24 protein-coding genes are annotated in these 24,624 nt (G+C 67.1%); 16 read left to right on the top strand and 8 right to left on the bottom strand.

Annotated elements, in window-relative coordinates; translation table 11 throughout:
* Window positions 1-278: 278 nt before the first annotated feature.
* The 12 genes from A9O63_RS09290 to A9O63_RS09235 all read left to right on the top strand — a co-directional run bounded on the left by A9O63_RS09290 (window position 279) and on the right by A9O63_RS09235 (window position 13,365).
* Entirely contained in the window at window positions 279-1,922 is a 1,644-nt protein-coding gene (locus A9O63_RS09290) for a CTP synthase (protein WP_069331673.1), read from the top strand.
* A gap of 186 nt (window positions 1,923-2,108) precedes the next feature.
* Window positions 2,109-2,891 (top strand): 23S rRNA (adenine(2030)-N(6))-methyltransferase RlmJ, encoded by a 783-nt coding sequence (locus A9O63_RS09285; protein ID WP_069331672.1) that lies wholly within the window; start codon window positions 2,109-2,111, stop codon window positions 2,889-2,891.
* A gap of 78 nt (window positions 2,892-2,969) precedes the next feature.
* Window positions 2,970-3,407: a tellurite resistance TerB family protein gene (locus A9O63_RS09280; RefSeq protein ID WP_069331671.1), complete on the top strand. Its 438-nt coding sequence runs from the start codon at window positions 2,970-2,972 to the stop codon at window positions 3,405-3,407.
* Between the two features lie 162 nt (window positions 3,408-3,569).
* On the top strand, window positions 3,570-4,367 hold the full coding sequence (locus A9O63_RS09275) for an ABC transporter ATP-binding protein (protein ID WP_069331670.1): 798 nt from the start codon (window positions 3,570-3,572) through the stop codon (window positions 4,365-4,367).
* Between the two features lie 42 nt (window positions 4,368-4,409).
* Window positions 4,410-5,135, top strand: coding sequence for a transporter substrate-binding domain-containing protein (locus tag A9O63_RS09270; RefSeq protein ID WP_069331669.1), 726 nt, complete (start codon window positions 4,410-4,412; stop codon window positions 5,133-5,135).
* A 39-nt stretch (window positions 5,136-5,174) separates the two neighbouring features.
* Entirely contained in the window at window positions 5,175-6,056 is an 882-nt protein-coding gene (locus A9O63_RS09265; protein ID WP_069331668.1) for an ABC transporter permease, read from the top strand.
* On the top strand, window positions 6,053-6,880 hold the full coding sequence (locus tag A9O63_RS09260; RefSeq protein ID WP_069331667.1) for an ABC transporter permease: 828 nt from the start codon (window positions 6,053-6,055) through the stop codon (window positions 6,878-6,880). Before A9O63_RS09265 ends, A9O63_RS09260 begins: the two co-directional genes overlap by 4 nt.
* A 4-nt stretch (window positions 6,881-6,884) precedes the next feature.
* Window positions 6,885-8,222, top strand: coding sequence for a glutamine synthetase family protein (locus A9O63_RS09255; protein WP_069331666.1), 1,338 nt, complete (start codon window positions 6,885-6,887; stop codon window positions 8,220-8,222).
* Window positions 8,223-8,281: 59 nt separating this feature from the next.
* On the top strand, window positions 8,282-8,959 hold the full coding sequence (locus A9O63_RS09250) for a type 1 glutamine amidotransferase (protein WP_069331665.1): 678 nt from the start codon (window positions 8,282-8,284) through the stop codon (window positions 8,957-8,959).
* Between the two features lie 4 nt (window positions 8,960-8,963).
* Window positions 8,964-10,319, top strand: a complete 1,356-nt coding sequence (locus tag A9O63_RS09245; protein ID WP_069331664.1) for a glutamine synthetase family protein — start codon at window positions 8,964-8,966, stop codon at window positions 10,317-10,319.
* Window positions 10,316-11,617 carry an NAD(P)/FAD-dependent oxidoreductase gene (locus A9O63_RS09240; RefSeq protein ID WP_069331663.1) on the top strand — a complete coding sequence of 434 codons (1,302 nt, stop codon included), beginning with the start codon at window positions 10,316-10,318 and terminating at the stop codon, window positions 11,615-11,617. The genes A9O63_RS09245 and A9O63_RS09240 overlap by 4 nt, the downstream gene beginning before the upstream one ends.
* Window positions 11,618-11,997: 380 nt before the next feature.
* Window positions 11,998-13,365, top strand: coding sequence for an aminotransferase (locus A9O63_RS09235; protein ID WP_069331662.1), 1,368 nt, complete (start codon window positions 11,998-12,000; stop codon window positions 13,363-13,365).
* Window positions 13,366-13,427: 62 nt separating this feature from the next.
* Here A9O63_RS09235 and phaR read toward each other — a convergent pair whose 3' ends face one another.
* The 3 genes from phaR to phaC all read right to left on the bottom strand — a co-directional run bounded on the left by phaR (window position 13,428) and on the right by phaC (window position 16,513).
* Complete coding sequence (phaR, locus tag A9O63_RS09230) at window positions 13,428-13,982, bottom strand: polyhydroxyalkanoate synthesis repressor PhaR (RefSeq protein ID WP_015920915.1); 555 nt, start codon at window positions 13,980-13,982, stop codon at window positions 13,428-13,430.
* Between the two features lie 127 nt (window positions 13,983-14,109).
* Window positions 14,110-14,559 (bottom strand): phasin, encoded by a 450-nt coding sequence (locus tag A9O63_RS09225; protein WP_002720545.1) that lies wholly within the window; start codon window positions 14,557-14,559, stop codon window positions 14,110-14,112.
* A gap of 124 nt (window positions 14,560-14,683) precedes the next feature.
* On the bottom strand, window positions 14,684-16,513 hold the full coding sequence (gene phaC / locus A9O63_RS09220) for a class I poly(R)-hydroxyalkanoic acid synthase (protein ID WP_069331661.1): 1,830 nt from the start codon (window positions 16,511-16,513) through the stop codon (window positions 14,684-14,686).
* Window positions 16,514-16,614: 101 nt separating this feature from the next.
* Here phaC and phaZ point away from each other — a divergent pair, with 101 nt between their 5' ends.
* Window positions 16,615-17,889: a polyhydroxyalkanoate depolymerase gene (gene phaZ / locus A9O63_RS09215; RefSeq protein ID WP_069331660.1), complete on the top strand. Its 1,275-nt coding sequence runs from the start codon at window positions 16,615-16,617 to the stop codon at window positions 17,887-17,889.
* Between the two features lie 89 nt (window positions 17,890-17,978).
* Here the strand turns inward: phaZ and A9O63_RS09210 are convergent, their stop codons facing one another.
* Window positions 17,979-18,725 (bottom strand): alpha/beta hydrolase, encoded by a 747-nt coding sequence (locus A9O63_RS09210; RefSeq protein ID WP_069331659.1) that lies wholly within the window; start codon window positions 18,723-18,725, stop codon window positions 17,979-17,981.
* A 160-nt stretch (window positions 18,726-18,885) separates the two neighbouring features.
* Between A9O63_RS09210 and thrS the strand changes: the two genes are divergently transcribed.
* Both thrS and A9O63_RS09200 read left to right on the top strand, forming a co-directional pair.
* The gene (thrS, locus tag A9O63_RS09205) at window positions 18,886-20,826 is read left to right on the top strand and encodes a threonine--tRNA ligase (protein WP_069331658.1); all 1,941 of its coding nucleotides are present in this window, start codon (window positions 18,886-18,888) and stop codon (window positions 20,824-20,826) included.
* A 510-nt stretch (window positions 20,827-21,336) separates the two neighbouring features.
* The gene (locus A9O63_RS09200) at window positions 21,337-21,543 is read left to right on the top strand and encodes a cold-shock protein (RefSeq protein WP_002720550.1); all 207 of its coding nucleotides are present in this window, start codon (window positions 21,337-21,339) and stop codon (window positions 21,541-21,543) included.
* 60 nt (window positions 21,544-21,603) lie between these two features.
* On the opposite strand, the gene A9O63_RS09195 is transcribed toward A9O63_RS09200, so the two are convergent.
* The 4 genes from A9O63_RS09195 to thyA form a co-directional block, all read right to left on the bottom strand.
* On the bottom strand, window positions 21,604-21,930 hold the full coding sequence (locus A9O63_RS09195) for an arsenate reductase family protein (protein WP_002720551.1): 327 nt from the start codon (window positions 21,928-21,930) through the stop codon (window positions 21,604-21,606).
* Window positions 21,931-21,996: 66 nt separating this feature from the next.
* Window positions 21,997-22,401: a DUF2177 family protein gene (locus A9O63_RS09190; protein WP_069331657.1), complete on the bottom strand. Its 405-nt coding sequence runs from the start codon at window positions 22,399-22,401 to the stop codon at window positions 21,997-21,999.
* A gap of 32 nt (window positions 22,402-22,433) precedes the next feature.
* Complete coding sequence (locus tag A9O63_RS09185) at window positions 22,434-22,913, bottom strand: dihydrofolate reductase (protein ID WP_069331656.1); 480 nt, start codon at window positions 22,911-22,913, stop codon at window positions 22,434-22,436.
* Window positions 22,913-23,809, bottom strand: a complete 897-nt coding sequence (gene thyA, locus A9O63_RS09180; protein ID WP_069331655.1) for a thymidylate synthase — start codon at window positions 23,807-23,809, stop codon at window positions 22,913-22,915. Before thyA ends, A9O63_RS09185 begins: the two co-directional genes overlap by 1 nt.
* Before the next feature lie 289 nt (window positions 23,810-24,098).
* Between thyA and A9O63_RS09175 the strand changes: the two genes are divergently transcribed.
* A complete protein-coding gene (locus tag A9O63_RS09175; protein ID WP_069331654.1) occupies window positions 24,099-24,527 on the top strand; it encodes a VOC family protein in 429 nt (142 codons plus the stop codon).
* Window positions 24,528-24,624 lie beyond the last annotated feature (97 nt).

Below are 24,624 nucleotides of genomic sequence, written 5' to 3'. Positions count from 1 at the left end.
CCCCGGCCGATGAGGCCGCGACGCCTGCCGCTCCGGCGCCCGAAGCGACCGCTCCTGCGGAGGCTCCGGCCGCCGCCGAGACGCCCGCCGTTCCCGCTCCGGCCACGGCGAACTGAACCCTACAATCCGTTGAGTCCCGCATTCCGCTGACGACAGCATCTAGCCGTCGTCAGTTGCGGACTCTTTGTCGATAGGCTATATCCCGACTCCCGTGATGGTGGGATTCGGGCAAGCCGATCGCACTACCTTGAACCGACAGTCACGGGAGATCCCACCGCATGGCACGCTACGTCTTCATCACCGGCGGGGGGGTGTCTTCCCTTGGCAAGGGTCTGGCATCGGCGGCGCTCGGCGCCCTGCTGCAGGCGCGGGGCTTCTCGGTCAGACTGAGAAAGCTCGACCCCTATCTCAACGTCGATCCCGGCACGATGTCGCCCTTCGAACATGGCGAAGTCTTCGTGACCGACGACGGCGCCGAGACCGACCTCGACCTCGGCCATTACGAGCGCTTCACCGGCGTCTCGGCCCGCAAGACGGACTCGGTCTCGTCCGGCCGGATCTATTCCAACGTGCTCGAGAAGGAGCGCCGCGGCGACTATCTGGGCAAGACCATTCAGGTGATCCCGCACGTCACCAACGAGATCAAGGACTTCCTCCGGGTGGGCGAGGATGAGGTCGATTTCATGCTCTGCGAGATCGGCGGCACGGTGGGCGATATCGAGGGCCTGCCCTTCTTCGAGGCCATCCGCCAGTTCGCGCAGGACAAGCCGCGCGGCCAGTGCATCTTCGTCCATCTGACCCTCCTGCCCTATGTCTCGGCCTCGGGCGAGCTGAAGACGAAGCCCACCCAGCATTCGGTCAAGGAACTGCGCTCGATCGGCATCGCTCCCGACGTGCTGCTGCTGCGGTCCGAGCGCGCGATCCCCGAGAAGGAGCGCGAGAAGATCGCCCTCTTCTGCAATGTCCGGAAAGAGGCGGTGATCGCGGCCTACGATCTCAAGACCATCTACGAGGCGCCGCTGGCCTATCACCGCGAGGGTCTCGATCAGGCGGTGCTCGACGCCTTCGGGATCTCGCCCGCGCCGAAGCCCAACCTCGACCGCTGGGTCGATGTGATGGACCGGCTCGAGAATGCCGAGGGCGAGGTGCGCGTGGCCATCGTCGGGAAATACACCCAGCTCGAGGATGCCTACAAATCCATTGCCGAGGCACTGACTCACGGCGGGATGGCGAACCGGACCCGCGTGCGGGCGGAATGGATCAATGCCGAACTCTTCGAGCGGGAGGATCCGAGCCCCTTCCTCGAGGGGTTCCACGCCATCCTCGTGCCCGGCGGCTTCGGCGAACGCGGCACCGAGGGCAAGATCCGCGCGGCGCAATATGCGCGCGAGAAGGGCATCCCCTATCTCGGCATCTGTCTGGGGATGCAGATGGCGGTGATCGAGGCGGCGCGGAACCTCGCTCAGGTGAAGGATGCGGGCTCCGAGGAGTTCGATCACGAGGTGGGCAAGAAGCGGTTCACGCCGGTGGTCTATCACCTCAAGGAATGGATCCAAGGCAACCATATCGTCGAGCGCAAGCACGACGACGACAAGGGCGGCACGATGCGGCTCGGCGCCTACACCGCCACGCTGGCGGCGGGCTCGCGCGTGTCCGAGATCTACCATGCGACCGAGATCGAGGAACGCCACCGCCACCGCTACGAGGTGGACGTGCGCTACCGCGAGGCGCTGGAGGGCTGCGGGCTGACCTTCTCGGGGATGAGCCCGGACGGACGGCTGCCCGAGATCGTCGAGATCAAGGACCATCCGTGGTTCATCGGCGTGCAGTTCCACCCCGAGCTCAAGTCGAAGCCCTTCGCGCCGCATCCGCTGTTCGCCGATTTCGTGCGTGCCGCGCTCGAGGTCTCGCGGCTGGTCTGAGACCGGCCGCAGGGATCGCACCATCGGGCGGGGCGGCCTCGGGCCGCTGCCGCCTCACGAGGGGCATCAGATGACAGAGCAGGCCAGAGGCAGACCGGGCGCACATCGCGGCCCCCTCGCGGGGACCGGGGCGCAGGCCCTTGCGCCCCGCCCCGCGGCGCAGGCGGCCGGGCGCGGGAGATCCTGATGCTCTCCTACCAGCACATCTTTCACGCGGGAAACCTCGCCGACGTGCACAAGCACGCGCTCCTCTGCGCGATGCTCGACTACATGGTGCAGAAGGACAAGCCGCTCACCTACATCGAAACCCATGCGGGCCGCGGTCTCTACGACCTCGGCTCTGCCGAGGCGGTGAAGACCGGCGAGGCCGCGCAAGGCATCGCCCGGCTCGAGGAGCGGCTGCCCGCGGATCACCCCTACCGGCGGCGCCTGCGCGAGGAGCGCGCGATCTTCGGCCCCGACGCCTATCCCGGCTCGCCGCTTCTGGCCGCAGGCTTCCTGCGCGACGGCGATGCGATGCATCTGGCGGAGCTTCATCCGCAGGAGCACCGCGAACTGGCGAGGGTGATGGAGCCCTGGGGCGCCCATCTGCGGCAGGAGGACGGGTTCCGCGCCGCGCTGGCGCTGACGCCGCCCACGCCCCGGCGCGGCTTCATGCTGATAGACCCGAGCTTCGAGGTGAAGGCGGACTACGACGCGATCCCGAAGCACATGGCCGCGCTCGCGCGGAAGTGGAACGTGGGCACCATAGCGCTCTGGTATCCGCTGCTGACCTCCGGGCTGCACCGGCCGATGGTGGCCGCGCTTCGCGAACGGTTCCCCGAGGCGCTGGCCCACGAGGTGCGCTTTCCGCCCGCCCGCGAGGGACACGGGCTCGTCGGATCGGGCATGTTCGTGGTGAACCCGCCCTGGGGCAGCGAGGCGGAGGCAGGGCGCCTGACCGCCCTCTTTGCGGGCCTCAAGGGCTGAGGCGGATCGCCGGGACGTGACACGGCCCCTCCGGCGCGGCGCTTGGCAGCCCGCTGGCGGCGCTCTATATCCCTTCCCATGTTCGACAGTCTCCTCCGCCGCCTGACGGCGCCCGCCCCCGACCGTCTGCCCGACCCCGACGCCGATCTGGCGCTGGCGGCGCTTCTCGTGCGCGTGGCGCGCGCGGACGGACATTACGACGAGGCCGAGATCGCCCGGATCGACCGGGTGCTCGCCAACCGCCGGGGCCTCGGCCCCGAGGCCGCGCAGCAGCTCAGGCGCGAGGCCGAAGCCTTCGAGGCCGAGGCGCCCGATACGGTGCGTTTCACCCGCGCGCTGAAGGAGGCCGTGCCGGTCGAGGACCGTTTCGCGCTGATGCAGGCGCTCTGGACGGTGGCGCTGGCGGACGGCGAGCGGGACGCGGGCGAGGATCAGGTGCTGCGACTGGTGGCCAATCTCCTCGGCCTCACGGATCAGGAAAGCGCCATCGCCCGGCAGCACGCCGAGCGCGGCTGACCCTTCCCGCGGCCGAAAGCCGGGCGCTCTGCCTGTTGCCCATGCAGAGCCTCTGAAACGCCCGCAATCCGGGCGAGGCGCCGCGACGTCGCAGCGAATGCGCCTTGCCTTGGCTTGGGATTTGCGCCCTACTTGTTCCGCAGTGACAATTTGCGAGACGTCGTGACCGCCCAGACCCGAGACCCAGGCCCCGCGCGCCCCGTCCCCGTCATCGAGATCCGAAACCTGCACAAGAGCTACGGCAATCTCGAGGTTCTCAAGGGCGTGGATATGGTGGCTCCCAAAGGCCATGTCGTCTCGCTCATCGGATCTTCCGGTTCGGGCAAGTCCACCCTCCTGCGCTGCGCCAACCTCCTCGAGGACAGTCAGGACGGCGAGATCCTCTTCGAGGGAGAGGCCGTGCGCTGGCGCGGCGAGGGCCTTGCCCGCCAACCGGCCGACAAGGCGCAGGTGATCCGCATCCGCACCAACCTGTCGATGGTGTTCCAGCAGTTCAATCTCTGGTCCCACATGACGATCCTGCAGAACGTCATGGAGGCGCCGGTGACGGTGCTCGGCCGCCCGCGCGCCGAGGTCGAGGAGGCGGCGCGGCGCTATCTCGCCAAGGTGGGCATCGGCGACAAGTGCGACGCCTATCCCGCGCAGCTCTCGGGGGGCCAGCAACAGCGCGCCGCGATCGCCCGCGCCCTCTGCATGGAGCCGCGCGCGCTTCTGTTCGACGAGCCGACCTCGGCGCTCGACCCCGAGCTCGAGCAGGAGGTGGTGCGTGTCATCAAGGCCCTGGCCGAAGAGGGCCGCACCATGCTGCTCGTGACGCACGACATGCGGATGGCGGCCGACGTGTCCGACCATGTGATCTTCCTCCATCAGGGGCGGATCGAGGAGGAAGGGCCGCCCGACCGGCTCTTCGGGGCGCCGCAGACCGACCGGCTGCGCCAGTTCCTGTCCGCCACCGCCTGACGACACCCACACAACAATCAACAAACAGACCGGGAGATAATAATGAAGAAGCTGATCCTGACCACGGCGCTCGTGGCGCTGGCCGCCGGAGCGGCCGTGGCGCAGCAGACCGTCCGCATGGGCACCGAGGGCGCCTACCCTCCCTACAACTTCATCAACGACAAGGGCGAGATCGACGGCTACGAGCGCGAGCTCGGCGACGAGCTGTGCAAGCGGGCGAACCTCACCTGCACCTGGGTGAAGAACGACTGGGACAGCATCGTGCCGAACCTGCAGTCGGGCAACTATGACACGATCATGGCCGGCATGAGCATCACCGAGGAGCGGGAGAAGGTCATCGACTTCACCCAGAACTACATCCCGCCGCTGGCCTCGGCCTATGCCTCGACCTCGGCCGATGCCGACATCGAGGGCGGCGTGGTGGCGGCGCAGACCGGCACGATCCAGGCGGCGCATGTGGCCGAGAGCGGCGCGACGCTGCTCGAATTCGCCACCGGCGAGGAGACGGTGGCTGCCGTGCGCAACGGCGAGGCCGATGCGGTCTTCGCCGACAAGGACTTCCTCGTGCCCTTCGTCAGCGAATCGAGCGGCGAGTTCACCTTCGTGGGCGAGGACGTGCCGCTGGGCGGCGGCGTGGGCATGGGCCTGCGCAAGTCCGACACCGAGCTGAAGGAGAAGTTCAACGCGGCGATCCAGTCCATGAAGGACGATGGCACGATCAACGCGATGATCAAGAAGTGGTTCGGCGACGACATCCAGACCTTCTGATCGAAAGGAGGAGGGCCCCGCGGGGCCCTCCGCCCGCCCATGTTCGCAAGCTGCGCCGATCCCAACAGTCTCGAGGGCCTGAGCTGGCTCCTGTGCTACCTCACCTCGGGGTCGCACATCGCCTTCTACTGGTCCTTCCTCACCGTGCTCGTGCTGCTGGCCGTCACGGCCCCAGCGGCGCTGGCCTTCGGCTTCGCGGGCGCTGTCGCCGCGCGCTCGCCGGTCTGGCCGCTCTCGATCGCGGGGCGCACCTACACGGCCATGGTCCGGGGCATCCCGGATATCGTCTTCTTCCTCTTCTTCGTGATCGCGCTCGACCAGGGCGTCGAATGGCTCGTCCATCAGGTCCGCTGCCCGGACTGGACCGAGCGTGTCCGGCAGGGTCTCGAGTTCCGCGTCTGCCCCGCGGCCAAGGTGCCGGCCGGCAATGCGCCGCAGATCTGGCACCAGATCTACGGCTTCGCGCTGGCCGTCGTGACCTTCGCCATCGTCTTCGGGGCCTTCGTGTCGAACGTTCTGACCGGCGCGATGAATGCCGTGCCCAAGGCGCAGCTCGAGACGGCCGAGAGCTACGGCATGAGCCACGGGCAGGTCTTCCGCCGCATCCTCGTGCCGCAGATGTGGATCTACGCGCTGCCGGGTCTCTCGAACCTCTGGATGATCCTCATCAAGGCGACGCCGCTTCTGTTCCTTCTGGGCGTGCAGGACATCGTCTACTGGGCGCGCGAGCTGGGCGGCACCAAGACCTCGCTCTATGCCTATCCGCATCCCGACTGGCGGCTCTACTACTTCCTCGCGCTCCTCGTCTTCTACCTCGGCATGACGCGGGTCTCCGAGATCGTGCTCGGCCGTCTCACGCGGCGGCTCAGCTTCGGACAGGCCACCGCCGCGGGCGAGGCACAGCGGAAGGCCGCCACATGAGCTGCATCGACACGATCGCCGACTACGGGCTGCGCTCGCTGGGCCTGGGCGAGCGGCTTCTGCCGCGCACCGACTTCACGCTCTGCCAGCAGTTCACGCTGATCGGCTCGGGCATGATCTGGAACATCTATTTCGGCGTGCTGGCGCTGGCCGCGGGCTTCTTCCTCGCCAACGCGCTGGCCGTGGCCAAGGCCGCGCCCTCGCCCATCGTTCGGAAGCCTGCGGAATGGTTCATCTTCCTTTTCCGCGGCTCGCCCCTCTTCATCCAGTTCTTCATTGCCTACGAGGCGCTGGTCATGCTGCCGCGGGCGGGCATCGACCTCTGGGGGATCACGGTCGAGACCGCCTGGCTCACGCGGGCCTGGGCCGGGGCGCTGATCGTTCTCTTCTTCAACACCGCCGCCTATTCGGCCGAGATCTTCCACGGCGCCCTGATGGCGATCCCCAGGGGCGATCTCGAGGCCGCCGATGCCTATGGCCTGTCCGGCTGGAAGAAGTTCCGCCGCATCCAGTGGCCGACCATGCTGCGCCTCGCCTGGCCCGCCTATACCAACGAGGCGATCTTCCTCTTTCACGCGACGACGCTCGTCTTCTTCTCGGGCTTTCCCGCCTTCCAGCAGCGCGGCGACGCGCTCTACTATGCCAACTATTTCGCCGACAAGACGTTCAACCCCTTCGTGCCTTACCCCATCGTGGCCTTCTATTTCATCTGCCTCACACTTCTCGTGATCTGGCTCTTCGGGCTGATGAACCGGAGGCTGACCCGCCACGTTCCGCAGGCCCGCCGGCCGCGACTGAGGGTCAGGCCGCAGATCATCAGGTGACTTGATGAAAGACTGGCTGAGAAAGCATCCCCAGGTCCGCACGATCCGTGTCGCGGCCGCGGATCTCAACGGGCAGGCGCGGGGCAAGCGCATCCCCGCCCGCTTCGCCGACAAGGTCGTGAAGGACGGCACGCGCTTTCCGTTCTCGGTGCTCAACCTCGACATCTGGGGCGAGGACATCGACGACAGCCCGCTCGTCTTCGAGCAGGGCGATGCCGACGGGATCCTGCGCCCGACCGAGCGCGGCTTCATGCCGATGCCCTGGCTCGAGGCGCCGACCGCGCTGCTGCCGATCTGGATGTTCCGCGAGGACGGTCGCCCCTACGAGGGCGATCCGCGCCACGCGCTGCGCGCCGTGCTCGACCGTTACAAGGCGCGCGGCCTGACGCCTGTCGTGGCCGTCGAGCTCGAGTTCTTCCTGATCGACGACAGCGGCAAGACGCTGCAGGTGCCGCCCTCGCCGCGGTCGGGCAAGCGCAGGAAGGCCGCCGAGGCGCTCTCGATCCGTGCGCTCGACGCCTTCGACACCTTCTTCACCGACCTCTACGACGCCTGCGAAGAGATGGACATTCCCGCGGACACGGCCACGTCGGAGACCGGCCTCGGCCAGTTCGAGGTGAACCTGATGCATTGCGACGATGCCCTGCGGGCCGCCGACGACGCCTGGTTCTTCAAGCTGCTGGTCAAGGGCCTCGCCCGGAGGCACGGCTTCGCCGCAAGCTTCATGGCCAAGCCCTACCCGGAATATTCGGGCTCTGGCCTGCACATGCATTTCTCGGTGCTCGACGCGCAGGGCCGGAATGTCTTCGACAACGGCGGGCCCACCGGCACCGCGATGATGCGGCACGCGGTGGCGGGCTGCCTGAACGCGATGCACGACAGCACGCTCGTCTTCGCGCCCCATGCCAACAGCTACGACCGGCTGGTGCCCGGGATGCATGCCCCCACCGCCATCTCCTGGGGCTACGAGAACCGCACCACCGCCGTGCGGATCCCCGCGGGCAACCCGGCCGCGCGGCGGATCGAGCACCGCGTGGCGGGCGGCGACGTGAACCCCTATCTCCTCGTCGCCACCATCCTCGGCGCGGCCCTGACCGGCATCGAGGATCAGGAGGAGCCGCCGCAGGCCATCATGGGCAACGCCTATGCCCTCGAGGACCTGCCGCAGATCCCCCCGAGCTGGGAAGCCGCGATCCAGTCCTTCGAAAATTCGGCAATCATGCCGCGAATCCTTCCGCGCGAGCTCATCCGTAACTATGTCCTGACGAAGCGGCAGGAACTGCATTATCTGGCCGAGCTCTCGCCCGAGGAACAGGTCGAGCTCTACCTCGATACCGTCTGACCTCTTGCCGCCTGACCCGGGCCGGGGTTACTCTCCGGCCCAGACAATTCGGACAATTCATGCTGATCGGCATCCTGCAGACGGGCGAAGCGCCCGACGTCCTCTCCGCTGAGATGGGGGACTATCCCGACATGTTCCGTCGCCTGCTCGACGGGAAAGGGTTCGCATTCCGCACCTACCGCGTGCTCGACATGGACTTCCCCGCGAGCGTCCACGACTGCGACGGCTGGCTCATCACCGGCTCGCGCCATGGCGTCTACGAGGAGCACGCCTTCATCCCGCCGCTCGAGGCCTTCATCCGCGCGGCGCGGGAGGAGCGGGTGCCGCTGGTGGGCATCTGCTTCGGCCACCAGATCGTGGCGCAGGCGCTCGGCGGCCGGGTGGAGCGGTCCGACAAGGGCTGGGCCGTGGGCCCCACCGCCTACGACTTCGGCGGCGACCGGATCGTGCTGAACGCCTGGCACCGCGACCAGGTGATCGAGCCGCCCGACGGGGCCGAGGTGATCGCCAGCAACAGTTTCTGCGAGAATGCGGCCCTCCTTTACGGAGATTACGCCTTCACCGTGCAGGCTCATCCCGAGTTCCGCGACGATTTCGTCGAGGGGCTCATGCGCACCCGCGGCCCCGGCGTGGTGCCCGACGACCGGCTCCGCGCCGCCGAGGAGCGGCTCGGACAACCCAACGATGCGGGCCGGCTCGCGGATCGCATCGCCCAGTTCTTCAATCAGGCTAGATAGTTCCATGTCCGACTGGACCGACAGACTTCCCGAGGCCGCCCGCGCCTACATCGCGGACCGCCGGGTGGACGAAGTGGAGTGCATCCTCTCCGACATCGCCGGTGTGGCGCGCGGCAAGGCCATGCCCGCCTTCAAGTTCGGCAAGCAGACGAGCTTCTTCCTGCCGAACTCGATCTTCCTGCAGACCATCACCGGCGAATGGGCCGACAATCCCTCGGGCGCCTTCACCGAGCCCGACATGATCCTGATCCCGGACTATTCCACCGCGACCGCCGCCCCCTGGACGGCCGATGTCACGCTGCAGGTGATCCACGATGCGGTGGACCAGCAGGGCCGCCCGGTGCCCGTCTCGCCGCGCAACGTGCTGCGGCGGGTGGTCGAGCTGTACAATGCGGAAGGCTGGACGCCGATCGTGGCGCCGGAGATGGAGTTCTTCCTCGTCGCGCGCAACATCGACCCCAACATGCCGGTCATGCCGCCGATGGGCCGGACGGGCCGCCGCGCGGCGGCCAAGCAGGCCTATTCCATGTCGGCCGTGGACGAATACGGCAAGGTCATCGACGACATCTACGACTTCGCCGAGGCGCAGGGCTTCGAGATCGACGGCATCCTGCAGGAGGGCGGCGCGGGTCAGGTCGAGATCAACCTCGCCCATGGCGATCCGGTGGCGCTGGCCGACCAGATCTTCTTCTTCAAGCGGCTGATCCGCGAGGCCGCGCTGCGCCACGACTGTTTCGCGACCTTCATGGCCAAGCCCATCGAGGGCGAGCCGGGCTCGGCCATGCACATCCACCATTCGGTCGTCGACACCGCGACCAAGCTCAACATCTTCTCGGATGCCAAGGGAGGCGAGACCGAGGCCTTCCTCCATTTCATCGCAGGCATGCAGACGCACCTGCCCGCGGCAGTCGCGCTGCTCGCGCCCTACGTCAACAGCTACCGCCGCTACGTCCCGGACTTCGCGGCGCCCATCAACCTCGAATGGGGACGCGACAACCGCACGACCGGGCTGCGCGTGCCGATCTCGGGGCCCGAGGCGCGGCGGCTCGAGAACCGGCTGGCCGGCATGGACTGCAACCCCTACCTCGGGCTCGCGGCCTCGCTCGCCTGCGGCTATCTGGGGCTGAAGGAAAGGAAGATGCCGCAGCCCGAATGCACGGGCGATGCCTACATGTCCGAGACGGACCTGCCCTACAACCTCGGCGATGCGCTCGACCTGCTCGAGGAGGACGCGGCCCTGCGCGACGTGCTGGGACCCGAGTTCTGCGGCGTCTACGACTCGGTCAAGCGCAACGAATACAAGGAGTTCCTGCAGGTCATCAGCCCGTGGGAGCGCGAGCATCTGCTGCTGAACGTATGAACCTGCTCTATGCCAATGACCGGCCGGGGGAATATCCCCGCTCGTGGTACGCCGAGACGGCGGCGGAGCTTGCCCCCTTCCCCGCGCTCGCGGGCGAGGTGCGCGCCGATGTCTGCGTGGTGGGCGGAGGCTATACCGGGCTCTCCACCGCGCTGCATCTGGCGGAGCGCGGCTATTCGGTGTTGCTTCTCGAGGCCCACCGGATGGGCTTCGGCGCCTCGGGGCGCAACGGCGGACAGGTGGGCTCGGGTCAGCGGCTCGAACAGGAAGAGCTCGAGGCAATGGTGGGCCTCGGGGATGCGCGCAAGCTCTGGGAACTGGGCGAGGAGGCAAAGGCGCTCGTGCGCGGGCTGATCGCGCGCCACGACATGCCCGTGACCTTCCATCCGGGCATTGCCCATGCCTGCCGCAAGGCCTCGGAAGTGGCCCATTCCCACGCTTATGCCGAGAAGCTCGCCCGCGATTACGGCTATGACCGGATCGAGCCGCTCGACCGCGACGGCATCCGCCGGCTGATCGGCTCGGAGGCCTATGTGGGCGGCGACATCGACCGCGGCGCGGGCCATCTCCATCCGCTGAACTTCGCGATCGGCCTCGCGCGGGCCTGCGCAGCGGCCGGCGTCCGCCTGCACGAGCGCAGCATCGCGACCCGGATCGTTCATGGAGCGGAGCCCGTCGTCGAGACGGAACAGGGCCGCGTGCGGGCGCGCTGGGTGGTGCTCGGCGCGAACGGCTATCTGGGCCGGCTCGACCCTTCAGTGGCGGCGCGGGTGATGCCCATCAACAATTTCATCCTGGCGACCGAGCCGCTCGGGGCGCGGGCGGCCGATGTGCTCTCCGAGCCGGTGGCCGTCGCCGACACGCGCTTCGTCGTGAACTACTGGCGCCTGTCCGAGGACGGGCGGCTTCTCTTCGGCGGCGGCGAGAGCTACGGCTACCGCTTCCCGGACATCGCGCGCACCGTGCTGAAGCCGATGCTCGAGGTCTATCCGCAGCTCCGGGATGTGCCGATCACCCATGCCTGGGGCGGCACGCTCGCCATCACCATGAACCGCCTGCCCTGCTTCGCCCGGGTGGCGCCCAATGTCCTGTCGGCCTCGGGCTATTCGGGCCACGGCGTGGCGATGGCGACGCTCGCGGGGCGGCTGATGGCCGAGGCGGTGGCGGGTCAGGCCGAACGGTTCGACCTGATGGCCTCGCTGCCCCAGCCGCGCTTTCCCGGCGGGGCGGCACTGCGCTGGCCGATGCTGGTGCTCGCGATGAGCTGGTATGCGATGCGGGACCGGCTCGGGATCTGATAGCGCGCGCGGGTGGACCGGCCGGGGGCTGTCTGCCCCCCGGACCCCCCGAGGATATTTTTCCAGAGTGAATGGGAGGCGGGGCCGGCTCCTGGTACCTGCAGGAGCACCGGGCTTGTAAGGTGGCGGGACTTGGGACTTGGGACTTGGGATTTGGGACTTGGGACTTGGGACTTGGGACTTGGGACTTGGGACTTGGGACTTGGGACTTGGGACTTGGGACTTGGGACTTGGGACTTGGGAGAAGCTGTCTCGGCGTGCCATCGCGCCGCAAGGATCTTCGAGGCAGGACAGTCTCTTTCGAAGGATCGGCCTCGGGTGTTGAACCCGCCCAAAGCGGCCGCTAGCCTTCTCCGATCATCCTTCAGGGAGTGTTTGACATGCGTGACGATGCGCCGAATTCCTGGGAGTCGCGGGCCGACGCCTCTTCCTTCTACGGCTTCACCGATCTGCCCTCGGTGCACCAGCGCGGGACGGTGGTGCTGACCCACGGCAAGGGGCCCTATATCTACGACGTCCACGGGCGCGCCTATCTCGACGCGAACTCGGGCCTCTGGAACATGGTGGCGGGCTTCGATCATCCGGGGCTGATCGAGGCCGCCAAGGCGCAATACGAGCGCTTCCCCGGCTATCACGCCTTCTTCGGGCGGATGTCGGACCAGACGGTCATGCTGAGCGAGAAGCTGGTCGAGGCCTCGCCCTTCGCGCGGGGCCGGGTCTTCTACACCAACTCCGGCTCCGAGGCGAACGACACGATGGTCAAGATGCTCTGGTTCCTCGGCGCGGCCGAGGGCCACCCGGAGCGGCGCAAGATCATCACCCGCGTGAACAGCTATCACGGCGTGACCGCCGTCTCGGCCTCGATGACCGGCAAGCCCTACAACAGCCTCTTCGGGCTGCCGCTGCCGGGCTTCATCCATGTGGGCTGCCCGCATTACTGGCGCTTCGGGCAGGCGGGCGAGACCGAGGCCGCCTTCACCCAGCGGCTCGCGCGCGAGCTCGAGGCCACCATCATCAAGGAAGGCCCCGATACGATCGCGGGCTTCTTCGCCGAGCCGGTGATGGGCGCCGGCGGGGTGATCCCGCCGTCCGAAGGCTATTTCCAGGCGATCCAGCCGGTGCTGAAGCGCTACGGCATCCCGCTCATCGCCGACGAGGTGATCTGCGGCTTCGGGCGGACGGGCAACACGTGGGGCTGCCAGACCTACGGCTTCATGCCCGACGCGATCATCAGCTCGAAGAACATCACCGCGGGCTTCTTCCCGATGGGCGCGGTGATCCTCGGGCCGGAGCTGGCCGACCGGCTGCAGGCCGCTTCGGAAGCGGTGGAGGAATTCCCGCACGGTTTCACCGCGAGCGGCCATCCGGTGGGCTGCGCCATCGCGCTGAAGGCGATCGATGTGGTGATGAACGAGGGGCTGGCCGAGAATGTCCGCGCGCTCACGCCGAAGTTCGAGGCGGGGCTCGCCCATCTGGCCGAGAATCCGAACATCGGCGAATGGCGCGGCAAGGGGCTGATGGGGGCGCTGGAGGCCGTGAAGGACAAGGCCACCAAGACCCCCTTCCCGGGCGACCTCTCGGTCTCGGAGCGGATAGCCAACAGATGCACCGACCACGGTCTGATCTGCCGGCCGCTCGGCCAGTCGATCGTGCTCTGCCCGCCCTTCATCATGACGGAAGCCCAGATGGACGAGATGTTCGAGAAGCTGGGCGCCGCGCTGAAGAAGGTCTTCGCCGAAGTCGCCTGACGCCCCGCGCAAGGAAAAGGGCTCCGCAGTCGCCTGCGGAGCCCTTTTTCATCTGCGCCCGTTCAGAGCTTCGAGAGCTTCTTCTGAAGCTCGGCCAGCTGCTTGCGGATCTGCGCCAGTTCCTCGGCGCTGCCCGCCTCGGCCGCGGGCTCTTCCTTGGGGGCCATGGCCGCGCTCCAGCCCGGCAGCGCCATCATGGCCTTCAGGAAAGCCTCCTGCTGCTTCCGCATCGCCTCGAAGCCCGGCACGCCCGCCATCGGGCCCATCTGGGTGAAGTTTTCCATCATCTTGGACTGGCCCGAGCGCAGCATCTCGAACGAGGCGGCGAGGAACTGCGGCACGACCGACTGGACCTCGGTCGTGTAGCTGCGCACGAGATCGGTCAGCACGCCCAAGGGCAGCACATTGTCGCCCTTCGACTCATGCTCGGCGATGATCTGCAGGAGATATTGCCGGGTCAGGTCGTCGCCGGACTTCAGATCGATGATCTGCACCTCGCGACCGGCGCGGATGAAGCCCGCGATATCCTCGAGCGTCACATAGTCGCTGGTCTCGGTGTTGTAGAGGCGCCGGCTGGCATAGCGCTTGATCAGCAACGGCTTGTCAGTCTCGGCCATACCCACCCCGTCGGTTTTTCTGCGGCTGCAGAAGAGACTAGGGCACGGTCGATCAAAAAGAAAGGGCGGGCTGAAAGCCCGCCCCCGCGCATCCGCCCTGGGAGGATGTTGGACGCGCGGCCCCGGCTCACTTCGCCGGAGCGGTGGCTTTCTTGGCGGCCGTGGTCACGTCGGTCGTGGCCTTCTTGACGGCGGCGGTCGCGTCGTCCTGCATGTCCTTGCCGGCGGCCAGCATCAGCTCGACCGTTTCCATCTGCACCTTCTTGGCCACTTCCGCGAAGGCGGCGAGGTTCTCGGCGGCCATCTCGGCGGCGGCCGAAGCGAAATCCGTCGCGGCCTTGGTGTATTCGGTCGGCTCGGACTTGGCCTTGGCGAGGTCGCCGAAGCGCGCGATCGTGTCCTTGGCCCATTTCGCGGTGATCTCGGTCGATTTCTCGGCGGCCTCGAGGGTCACCTTCGACATCTTCTCGGCCATCGCGGCCTGGGTCTTGAACGCGTTCTGCATCGCCGAGGCGTCCACCGGGAACGCCGCCATCATGTCCTGCATCACTTTGCTGAAGTCGGGGGTCTTGGTCATTGCCTTGTCTCCTGCGAGCGGGCTCATGCCCGGTTATCCTGTGACAAGGATATAAATGCTGCGCCGCAGAAAATCAACCGGTAATTCTGCAGCGCAGCATTTTCCCGTTTTGGCTCGACACCCCTCACCTTGCAGCGAGCTTGGCGGCATCCGCCCCGCCCGGCGTCGCCACATAGGATCCCGGCGCCGGTGCGAGCTCGGGATGTTTCGAATCGCCCGGCTGGCGCGCCGGGACCTGCTTGCCCGACCGCTCGGCCAGCCAGGCGCCCCAGCGCGGCCACCAGGAGCCTGCGTGGAACTCGGCCCCCTCGCGGAACGCGGCGGGTGTGTCGAGAGGGCCCTCGTTGGTGTAATGGCCGTATTTGTTGCGGCTGGGCGGGTTCACGATGCCCGCCACATGGCCCGATTCCGAGAGAATGAAGGTCTTGTCGGTCGAGCCGAACTGGCGGAAGCCGTTGAAGCTGCTCTTCCACGGCGCGATATGGTCGGTCTCGCAGGCGATGGCGCAGACCGGCAGCGTCACATCCTTCAGGCCCACGGGCGAGCCCAGCACCGGGAAGGTGCCGCCAGCCAGCCGGTCCTGCTGGCAGAGGCCGCGCAGATATTCGACCGCCATCTGCGCCGGCAGGTTGGTGCCGTCTCCGTTCCAGTAGAGCAGATCGAAGGCGGGGGGCGCCTCTCCCATCATGTAGCTCTTGATCGCGGGCTGATAGATCAGGTCGTTCGAGCGCAGGTAGCTGAAGGTGCGCGACATGAAGGTCTTGTCGAGGATCCCGTCCACCGCCACCTGCCGCTCGATCCCGTCGACGAAATCGTCGTTGAGGAACACCCCCACCTCGCCCGGATCCGAAAAGTCGGTGAGCGTGGTGAAGAAGGTGGCCGAGCGGACGGACGGATCGCCCGCCTTCTGCAGGTGGGCCAGCGTCAGCGTCAGCGTGGTGCCCGCGATGCAGTAGCCCACCGCGTTGATCTGCTTCTGCCGGGTGATCGAGCGCACCTCGGCCATGGCGCGCATGTAGCCATCGCGGATGTAGTCGTCCATGCCGATGCCGGCATAGCTCTTGTCGGGGTTCACCCAGGAGACGACGAAGACCGTGAAACCCTGATCCACCAGCCACTTCAGCAGGGAGTTCTGCGGCTTGAGATCGAGAATGTAGAACTTGTTGATCCAGGGCGGAAAGATCAGGAGCGGCGTCTCGTGGACCGTCTCGGTCGTGGGCTTGTACTGGATCAGCTCAAACATGCGGTTACGGTAGACGACCGACCCTTCGGTGGTGGCGAGGTTCTGGCCCACCTGGAAGGCCTCGGGATCGGCCAGCGTGACGAGCAGATCGCCCTTGTTGGCCTCGATGTCGCGCACGAGATTCTCCAGCCCCTGCACGAGGCTCTCGCCATCGGTGGCAATGGCGCGTTCGAGCGCGTCGGGGTTGGTGCCGAAGAAGTTGGTGGGCGAGAAAAGATCGACGATCTGGCGCGAGAAATACTCGACCCGCTTCTTGTCGGAAGGCTCGATATGCTCCAGCGCCTCGACGGCCTGATTAACCGCCTCGGCGTTCATCAGATACTGCTGCTTGAGATAGTTGAAGAACGGATGCGTCTGCCACAGCGGGTTCGAGAAGCGGCGGTCCTTCGGCGTCACGTCCGGCGGCGGCTTCAGCTCGCCCTTCACCAGCTGGTGCTGCGCCTCGACGTAATGTTTCAGGCTCTTGCCCCAGAAACTGATCTGATGCTCGAGGATCTTGGCCGGGTTCTGCATCATCTCGGCCATGTAGGCCGTCATCGCCTTCAGGAAGACGTCGCTCGAGGGCCCGTGCAGCGCGGGGTCGGACAGTTTGCGCTTCGTGAGAGCGGCCGTCAGCCGTTTCGACAGTTCGTCGATGCGGGTGAGATTCGCGTTCAGACGCTCGAACTGAGCGTCACGGCCGGAACCCGGAGACTGCTCTTCGGTTGCCATATTGACTTATCCCCCCTGTGTATGCTGCCATGCAGCATCGTGCGCCTGCCTCTGGGGGGAGAACTGCAGGAACACAGCGCCTCCACCGGGCAGGGATACCTATGAAATATATGACAACCTATGACGTCATGGAGAGTGCGCGCAACACCAACGAGTGGCTGGGCGCAACCGCAAGGGCAATGGCCTCCTACCCGTTGTTCGCCCTTTCGATGAATCCGATGCTGGCCCTGACGGCCGCTTGGGGCGAGGTGACCGAGCGCAGCTTCGCCCGCATGGTCGCCAAGCCCGACTGGGGCATCCGCTCGATCGTGGGCGAGGGCGGGCAGGATCACCTGGTCGATGTGCGCACGGTGGTGGAAAAGCCTTTCGGCAATCTGATCCAGTTCTTCGTCCGCCGCCGCGAGCCCATGGCGCGCAAGGTGCTGCTGGTGGCCCCGATGTCGGGCCATTATGCCACGCTCCTGCGCTCGACCGTGCTCAGTCTGCTGCCCGACTGCGACGTCTATGTGACGGACTGGCACAATGCGCGCGACATCCCGGTCTCGGCCGGCAAGTTCGACGTGGAGGATTACACGCTCTACGTCGTAGACTTCATGCGGGCCCTCGGGCCCGAGACGAACGTGATCGCCGTCTGCCAGCCCGCGCCGCTGGTGCTGGCCGCCACCGCCTATCTGGCGGGCGAGGATCCGGCGGCCCAGCCGCGCACCCTCACCCTCATCGGCGGCCCGATCGATCCCGACGCGGCCGCGACCGAGGTCACCGACTTCGGCCGCCGCATCACGATGGGCCAGCTCGAACAGCTGGCCATCCAGCGCGTGGGCTTCAAATACATGGGCGCCGGGCGGCTGGTCTATCCGGGCCTCCTCCAGCTCCAGAGCTTCATCTCCATGAACATGGAGCGCCATTCCAAGGCCTTCCAGGAACAGATCGTGCGCGTGGCCCGCGGGCAGGCCTCGGACCATGACGCGCACAACCGTTTCTACGACGAATATCTGGCGGTCATGGACATGACGGCGGAATTCTACCTCTCGACGGTGGAGCGCATCTTCAAGAACCGCGAGATCGCGAAGAACGAGTTCACCGTGGCGGGCAAGCGGGTGGATATCGGCGCGATCACCGATGTGGCGGTGAAGACGGTCGAGGGCGAGAAGGACGACATCTCGGCCCCCGGACAGTGCGTCGCCGCGCTGAAGCTGCTCACGGGCCTGCCCGCGTCCAAGAAGGCGAGCCACCTCGAGCCCGACGCGGGCCACTACGGGATCTTTGCCGGCAAGAGCTGGCGGCTCAACATCCGCCCGCTGGTGCTGAGCTTCATCGACGCGAACGCGCCGAAGCCCAAGCCGAAGATCGTGCCCGCCGCCGCCGCGGCCGGCTGATCCGGCCACGAGAGGAAGGGCGCCGCGAGGCGCCCTTTCCCGTTCCGGCAGCGGCCCGTTCGCAGCCGTGCGCCGCCGCCCCTGCGCTGTCAGCGCGCCAGCAGCTCCTCGACCGCCTGTTCGATCATCCGCAGGCACTCCGGCGTCGAGAAGCGGTGGTCGGCGCCCTTGACCAGCGTCAGGCGGATGTCGGGCCCCGCCGCATGATCCAGAAGCCGCAGCGCGACCGAGGGCGGCACGTCCACATCCGCCGTCCCCTGCAGCAGCCGCACCGGGAAGCCCAGCTCCAGCGGATCGCGCAGCACGAGGCGCCCGCGCCCCTCCTCGATCAGGCGGCGGGTGATGATGTAGGGCTCGTCGGAATAGTCGGACGGCAGGATCACCTGCCCCGCCCGCTGCAACGCCTCGCGCTGCGCCGCGGTGAAGCCGCCCCACATGCTGTCCTCGGTGAAGTCGGGCGCGGCCGCGATGCCGACGAGGCCCGCCACCCGTGCGCCCATCTCGCGGGCGAGGAGCAGCGAGATCCAGCCCCCCATCGAGGATCCGACGAGCAGCAGCGGCCCGGCGAGCAGGCCGCAGGCGGCGCGGGCATCCTTGAACCAGTCGCCGATGGACCCGTCGAGGAAGGCGCCCTCCGATTGCCCGTGCCCGGAATAGTCGAAGCGCAGGAAGGCCCGGCCGGTGCGTTCGGCCCACGCCTGCAGATGCAGCGCCTTCGTCCCCTCCATGTCCGACTTGAAGCCGCCGCAGAAGACCACCGCGGGCCCCTCTCCGTCGGTCAGCCGGTAGGCGATGCGACGGCCCTCGGGCGTCACGAGAAAACTGGGCTCGGTCATGGGCACCTCCTTTTCCTTCCGCTTAGCAAAGCCGCGCCCTCCGGGCCACCTCCGGCACCCGTCGCGCGTTGACTTTCCCGGAGGCGCGGCGCAGAAGCGGGCGGCACATAACCCGCAACCGGGCGCAATCGTAGGCGCCAAACCGACGAGGAGAGCCGCAATGGCCCAGATTTCCCTCACATTTCCGGACGGCAAGGCACGCGAGTTTCCCGCCGGCATCACCCCTGCCGAAGTGGCGGCCTCGATCTCGACCAGCCTCGGGAAGAAGGCGATCTCGGCCAGCGTGGACGGCCGGCACTACGACCTGCAGTGGCCCATCGAGACGGATGCGAAGATCGCCATCCACACGATGGCCGACGAGGCGCAGGCGCTGGAACTGATCCGGCACGATCTTGCCCACATCATGGCCCGCGCCGTGCAGGAGCTGTGGCCCGACGTGAAGGTCACCATCGGCCCGGTGGTGGCGAACGGCTGGTATTACGACTTCGACCGCGACGAGACCTTCACGCCCGAGGATCTCGGCGCCATCGAGAAGCGGATGAAGGAGATCATCAACGCCCGCGAGGCGGTGAAGACCGAGCTCTGGGAGCGCGCCCGCGCCATCGCCTATTACGAAGAGCGCGGCGAGCCCTTCAAGGTCGAGCTGGTGCAGGCCATCCCCGAGGATCAGTCGATTCGCATGTACTGGCACGGCGGCTGGCAGGATCTCTGCCGCGGCCCGCATCTCCAGCACACGGGTCAGGTGCCCGCCGACGCCTTCAAGCTGATGTCGGTGGCCGGCGCCTACTGGCGCGGGGACAGCGCCAACAAGCAGCTTCAGCGCATCTATGGCGTGGCCTTCAAGACCCGCGACGAGCTGAAGGCCTATCTGCACATGCTGGAAGAGGCCGCCAAGCGCGATCACCGCAAGCTCGGCCGCGAGATGGAGCTGTTCCATCTGCAGGAAGAGGCGCCGGGCATGGTGTTCTGGCACCCGAACGGCTGGCAGATCTACCGCACGCTCGAGGATTACATGCGCGGCCGGCTGCGTCAGGCGGGCTACAAGGAGATCCGCACCCCGCAGGTGGTGGATCGCAAGCTCTGGGAGGCCTCGGGCCACTGGGAGGCCTACAAGGAGAACATGTTCATCGTCGAGGTCGAGGAGGAACATGCCAAGGAAAAGCGCATCAACGCGCTGAAGCCGATGAACTGCCCCTGCCATGTGCAGGTCTACAACCAGGGCCTCAAGTCCTACCGCGACCTGCCGCTGCGGCTGGCCGAGTTCGGCTCGTGCCACCGCTACGAATCGTCAGGCTCGATGCACGGGCTGATGCGCGTGCGCGGCTTCGTGCAGGACGACGCCCACATCTTCTGCACCGAAGACCAGATCGAGAGCGAATGCGCGGCCTTCATCGAACTGCTGTCGAGCGTCTACAAGGATCTCGGCTTCGACAGTTTCGAGATCAAGCTCTCCACCCGCCCCGAGGTCCGCATCGGCTCGGACGAGGCCTGGGACAAGGTCGAGACCGCGCTCGAGAATGCGATCCGGAAGGTGGGCGCCGCCTATGAGATCGACCCGGGCGAAGGTGCCTTCTACGGGCCGAAGCTCGACTTCAAGCTGACCGACGCCATCGGGCGGAAGTGGCAGTGCGGCACCTTCCAGGTTGACCCGAACCTGCCCACCCGCCTCGGCGCGGAATATATCGGCGAGGACGGCGCCAAGCACCGGCCCTACATGCTGCACCGCGCGATCCTGGGATCGTTCGAGCGCTTCATCGGCATCCTGATCGAGAACTATGCGGGCAAGCTGCCCTTCTGGCTCGCCCCGCGGCAGGTGGTCGTGGCCTCGATCGTCTCGGACGCCGACGCTTACGTCGCAGAGGTGGTGGCGGCGCTGCGGGCGCGCGGCGTCCGCGCCGAGGCCGACACGCGGAACGAGAAGATCAACTACAAGGTGCGCGAGCATTCGGTGGGCAAGGTGCCGGTGATCCTTGCCATCGGGATGCAGGAGGTCGAGGCGCGCTCGGTGTCTGTCCGGCGCCTCGGCGAGACGCGGACGGAATCGATGGGCCTCGATCAGGTGGTGGACCAGCTGGCCGCGGATGCCCGGATCCCGGGGTGATTCTCGGCGCGTCGGCAGGTTGTTGCTCATCTCCTGCCGACGCTGATCCTGCCCGCGCCGGGCGCCTCCTGCTCCCGCCCGCGCCCGTGGGCGGACCGCTCCCCTGCCCGACCGGAAGACCCTTTGCCCGCGCGCGGGAAGGTCTGACATCCACTCTTGCGGATTCCCGCAATAGGAGTGCATAATCAACCTGTTGGGGTGGAGATACCACTCAGGCGACGCGTCCATTGGCCCCATGCCATCCGACCGCAGTCGCGTTTAACTCGTTCATAATACCCAGCCAGGGTCCGCCCGAAAGCCAGGTTCAGGACATCTGCCCAGCCGCCGGACAAATGCTGTTCTGCGGCCCTTCTCCTTTGCCGCTTGATTTTCGGCGGCGCTTTGGCATCCTTTCGAGCGTGATAACAGACGTTCTGACGCTTTCCTGTTTCCAGGGCATACGCGGAGAACCTGGATGCACGGCCCGTGGCAATCACGCTGCGGGTGAAGGCTGACGAAGGGAGAGACGGAATGCCGACGGGCACCGTGAAATGGTTCAACAGTACGAAGGGCTTCGGTTTCATCGCCCCCGATGATGGCGGCAAGGACGTATTCGTCCACATCTCGGCGGTCGAACGGGCCGGCCTGAAGGGACTCAGCGACAACCAGAAGATCGGTTACGAACTGCAGTCCGGCCGTGACGGACGCTCCTCTGCAGGCGATCTGCGGCTGCTGTAAGGCAACCACGCGCGTGTGACGCAGTGACGACGAGACAGCCTGCCGCCCCGTGGGCTGCTCTCACCCCAGAAGCCGGCGCTGCACGCCCGCATCCCACCCCAGGAACAGCCCTTCCTCCGTGCGGATCACCGGCCGCTTCATCAGCGTCGGCTGGGCCGCCAGCTGCGCCTCCGGCTCCGAGGCCTTCAGCCAGTCCGACAGGCCGCGCCAGGTGGTCGACTGGCGATTGACGATCGCATCCCCGAATTCGGTGACCAGCTCCGAGATCTCGCTCTCGCTGAGGGGGGCCGCCCGGACGTCACGGAACTCGACGCTGTGGCCGGCGGCCTCCAGCGCCTTCAGCGCCTTCTTGCAGGTGTCGCAGGTGGAGATGCCGTAAAGGATCATGGAGAGGGTCCGTATCGCGGGGTGCGGGCACAGTGATGCCAGAATCGCGCCGCCGCGCAAGCTCTCTCAGACCGGAGCGATCCAACGTGTGACCGTCACGCCCACCCAGGCCGACGTGCCGGTGAGGACGGTGCCCCAGGCCAGATCCACCGCCACCATCGTCGGATGCCAGTCGCGCAGGATCGTGTAGCTCGTGAGCTCGTAGGTGCCGTAGGCCACGGCCCCCAGCACCGCGCCGGCCACCAGCGCCTGCATCGGCGCCCCGGCCTTCAGCGCGGGCCAGGAGACCAGCCAGACCAGCCCCGCCAGATAGCCGAGGTAGAACAGGACGTCCGGCCCCATGCGCGGGCTTTCGAGCATCAGCGGCCCGATATGGGCCTCGAACAGGGGCTTCATCACGCGCGACAGCATCAGCGCGTCGAGCCCGGCGAAGACGAGGCCGGTGACGAGGACGAGAAGGACGAGACTCATGCGGAACTCCTGCGGAACAGCGAGCCCCAGTATCAACGCCGTCGCAGGTATTCGTAAAGCACGCAGGCGGGGGCCGCCGAACGAAGCTCGATCCGGGCCGCAAGGGTCCACTCCTTCGGATCGAAGGCGGGGAAGAACGTATCCGCGTCCGGCACCTCGAGATCGACCTCGGTCACGAGGAGACGATCCGCAAGCGGCAGATGCTCCGAGAAGATGCGCGCCCCGCCGATGGAGTAGATCCGCGCATGCCCCGCCGCCTTCGCCGCGGGAATGGCCGCCTCGAAGGAGGTGAAGAGCGCCTCGCCTTCCAGCGGCTGCGAGGTCACCACGATGTTCATCCGCCGCGGCAGCGGCCGCTTCGGCAGGCTTTCCCAGGTGCGCCGCCCCATGATGACCGCCCCGCCCAGCGTCTCGCGCTGGAAGAAGGCCAGATCCTCCGGCGCGGCCCAGGGGATCGTGCCGCCCCGGCCGATCGCCCCGCCCCGCGCCCGTGCCACCACCAGCGTCAGCATCAGACCGCCACCTCCGCCGCGATCGCCGGATGGGGATCGTAGCCCTCCACCGCGAAATCCTCGATGCGGTAATCGTCGATGCTGTCCGCCCGCCGCAGGAGACGCATCCGCGGCCAGTCCCGCGGCACCCGGCCCGTCTGCTCGCGCGCCTGATCGAGATGGTTCAGGTAGAGATGCGTGTCGCCCCCCACCCAGACCAGATCGCCCGGCACGAGCCCGGCCTGCTGCGCGATCATGAGTTGCAGAGCCGCGGCGCCCACGAAGTTGAACGGCGCCCCGAGCAGAAGGTCGACCGACCGCTGGTAGAGAAGCGCATTGAGCCGCCCGTCCGAAGTCACATGATACTGATAGACCATGTGGCAGGGCGGCAGCGCCATCTGGCCCACCTCCGCCACGTTCCAGGCGTGAAACAGCATCCGCCGGCTCGAGGGATTGGTCCGCAGCGTCTCGATCAGGGCCGCAATCTGATCGTGCTCGCGCCCGTCCGGCCCGAGCCAGCGCCGCCACTGCTTGCCGTAGACGGGCCCGAGCTCGCCCCAGCGTGCGGCGAACGCCTCATCCTCGAGGATCCGCTGCTCGAACGCGGCCTGAGAGATCTCCTCGCCGCTCTCCCGCCGGTAGGCCGCCAGCGGCCAGTCGCTCCAGATCCGGACATTCTCCTGCAGGAGCGGCCGGATGTTGGTGCCCCCGGTGAGGAACCAGAGCATCTCCTTCACCGCCGTCTTCCAGTAGACGCGCTTCGTGGTCAGGATCGGCACCTGTCCGCCGGACAGGTCGAACCGCAGCATCGCCCCGAAGAGCGAGAGCGTTCCCCCCCCGGTCCGGTCCACCCGCCGGTCGCCCCGCTCCAGTGTCTGGGCCAGAAGGTCGAGATACTGCTGTTCCGGATGTGCCATGCTGCTCCCTGCCCTGCCGCGCGCTTTCACGCTGGCGCAAATATCCCGGGGGTCCGGGGGCAGAGCCCCCGGGGGTTCCTACAGAGTCACGCGCCGCGGGACAATCACTTCCGCAGAGACAAGGCCGTTCGGGCGCCCTTCCCCGGTGACGGCCGCCGGACGGTCCATCCTCGACCGGAGCCTGCGGCAGGGATTGCCGAGGAACGGGCAAGACCCTGATGCCGCTGCGACCGTTTCCTTTCCGCCCGGGCGTGCTAACTTGCGCGCCAAACCAGCTGGAAGGGACAACATGCAGGTCAAATATCTTCACACCATGGTCCGGGTCCTCGACCTCGAGAAGAGCATCGCCTTCTTCCGCCTTCTCGGTCTCGAGGAGACCCGCCGCACCGAGAGCGAGAAGGGGCGCTTCCCCCTGGTCTTCATGGCCCCGCCGGGCCAGCCGGAGTGCCCGGTCGAGCTCACCTACAACTGGGACGGCGACGAGGGACTGCCTTCGGACAGCCGCCATTTCGGCCATCTGGCCTATGCGGTCGAGGATATCTACGGCATGTGCGCCAAGCTGCAGGAGGCGGGTGTCACGATCAATCGTCCGCCGCGCGACGGCCACATGGCCTTCGTCCGCAGCCCGGACAATATCTCGATCGAACTCTTGCAGATGGGCGACAGCCTGCCTCCGGCCGAGCCCTGGAGTTCCATGCCGAACACCGGCCACTGGTGACCGCACGCGCAGGTTTCGTGAGATAGGTTCGGCTGCCGGGCGCGCCGGACGGTTCAGCGGCGGGCCTGCGGAACCCGCGGGGGGCTTTCCGCCCCCC

This window comes from Cereibacter johrii (assembly GCF_001720585.1).
In the GTDB taxonomy this organism is placed as follows: Bacteria; Pseudomonadota; Alphaproteobacteria; order Rhodobacterales; family Rhodobacteraceae; genus Cereibacter_A; species Cereibacter_A johrii.
This window is presented reverse-complemented; position numbering and strand designations above follow the sequence as displayed.

Coding starts and splice junctions, on each gene's coding strand:
- A9O63_RS09290 (WP_069331673.1), top strand. CDS start 279: ATGGCACGCTACGTCTTCATCACCGGCGGGGGGGTGTCTTCCCTTGGC.
- A9O63_RS09285 (WP_069331672.1), top strand. CDS start 2,109: ATGCTCTCCTACCAGCACATCTTTCACGCGGGAAACCTCGCCGACGTG.
- A9O63_RS09280 (WP_069331671.1), top strand. CDS start 2,970: ATGTTCGACAGTCTCCTCCGCCGCCTGACGGCGCCCGCCCCCGACCGT.
- A9O63_RS09270 (WP_069331669.1), top strand. CDS start 4,410: ATGAAGAAGCTGATCCTGACCACGGCGCTCGTGGCGCTGGCCGCCGGA.
- A9O63_RS09265 (WP_069331668.1), top strand. CDS start 5,175: ATGTTCGCAAGCTGCGCCGATCCCAACAGTCTCGAGGGCCTGAGCTGG.
- A9O63_RS09260 (WP_069331667.1), top strand. CDS start 6,053: ATGAGCTGCATCGACACGATCGCCGACTACGGGCTGCGCTCGCTGGGC.
- A9O63_RS09255 (WP_069331666.1), top strand. CDS start 6,885: ATGAAAGACTGGCTGAGAAAGCATCCCCAGGTCCGCACGATCCGTGTC.
- A9O63_RS09250 (WP_069331665.1), top strand. CDS start 8,282: ATGCTGATCGGCATCCTGCAGACGGGCGAAGCGCCCGACGTCCTCTCC.
- A9O63_RS09245 (WP_069331664.1), top strand. CDS start 8,964: ATGTCCGACTGGACCGACAGACTTCCCGAGGCCGCCCGCGCCTACATC.
- A9O63_RS09240 (WP_069331663.1), top strand. CDS start 10,316: ATGAACCTGCTCTATGCCAATGACCGGCCGGGGGAATATCCCCGCTCG.
- A9O63_RS09235 (WP_069331662.1), top strand. CDS start 11,998: ATGCGTGACGATGCGCCGAATTCCTGGGAGTCGCGGGCCGACGCCTCT.
- phaR (WP_015920915.1), bottom strand. CDS start 13,982: ATGGCCGAGACTGACAAGCCGTTGCTGATCAAGCGCTATGCCAGCCGG.
- A9O63_RS09225 (WP_002720545.1), bottom strand. CDS start 14,559: ATGACCAAGACCCCCGACTTCAGCAAAGTGATGCAGGACATGATGGCG.
- phaC (WP_069331661.1), bottom strand. CDS start 16,513: ATGGCAACCGAAGAGCAGTCTCCGGGTTCCGGCCGTGACGCTCAGTTC.
- phaZ (WP_069331660.1), top strand. CDS start 16,615: ATGAAATATATGACAACCTATGACGTCATGGAGAGTGCGCGCAACACC.
- A9O63_RS09210 (WP_069331659.1), bottom strand. CDS start 18,725: ATGACCGAGCCCAGTTTTCTCGTGACGCCCGAGGGCCGTCGCATCGCC.
- thrS (WP_069331658.1), top strand. CDS start 18,886: ATGGCCCAGATTTCCCTCACATTTCCGGACGGCAAGGCACGCGAGTTT.
- A9O63_RS09200 (WP_002720550.1), top strand. CDS start 21,337: ATGCCGACGGGCACCGTGAAATGGTTCAACAGTACGAAGGGCTTCGGT.
- A9O63_RS09195 (WP_002720551.1), bottom strand. CDS start 21,930: ATGATCCTTTACGGCATCTCCACCTGCGACACCTGCAAGAAGGCGCTG.
- A9O63_RS09190 (WP_069331657.1), bottom strand. CDS start 22,401: ATGAGTCTCGTCCTTCTCGTCCTCGTCACCGGCCTCGTCTTCGCCGGG.
- A9O63_RS09185 (WP_069331656.1), bottom strand. CDS start 22,913: ATGCTGACGCTGGTGGTGGCACGGGCGCGGGGCGGGGCGATCGGCCGG.
- thyA (WP_069331655.1), bottom strand. CDS start 23,809: ATGGCACATCCGGAACAGCAGTATCTCGACCTTCTGGCCCAGACACTG.
- A9O63_RS09175 (WP_069331654.1), top strand. CDS start 24,099: ATGCAGGTCAAATATCTTCACACCATGGTCCGGGTCCTCGACCTCGAG.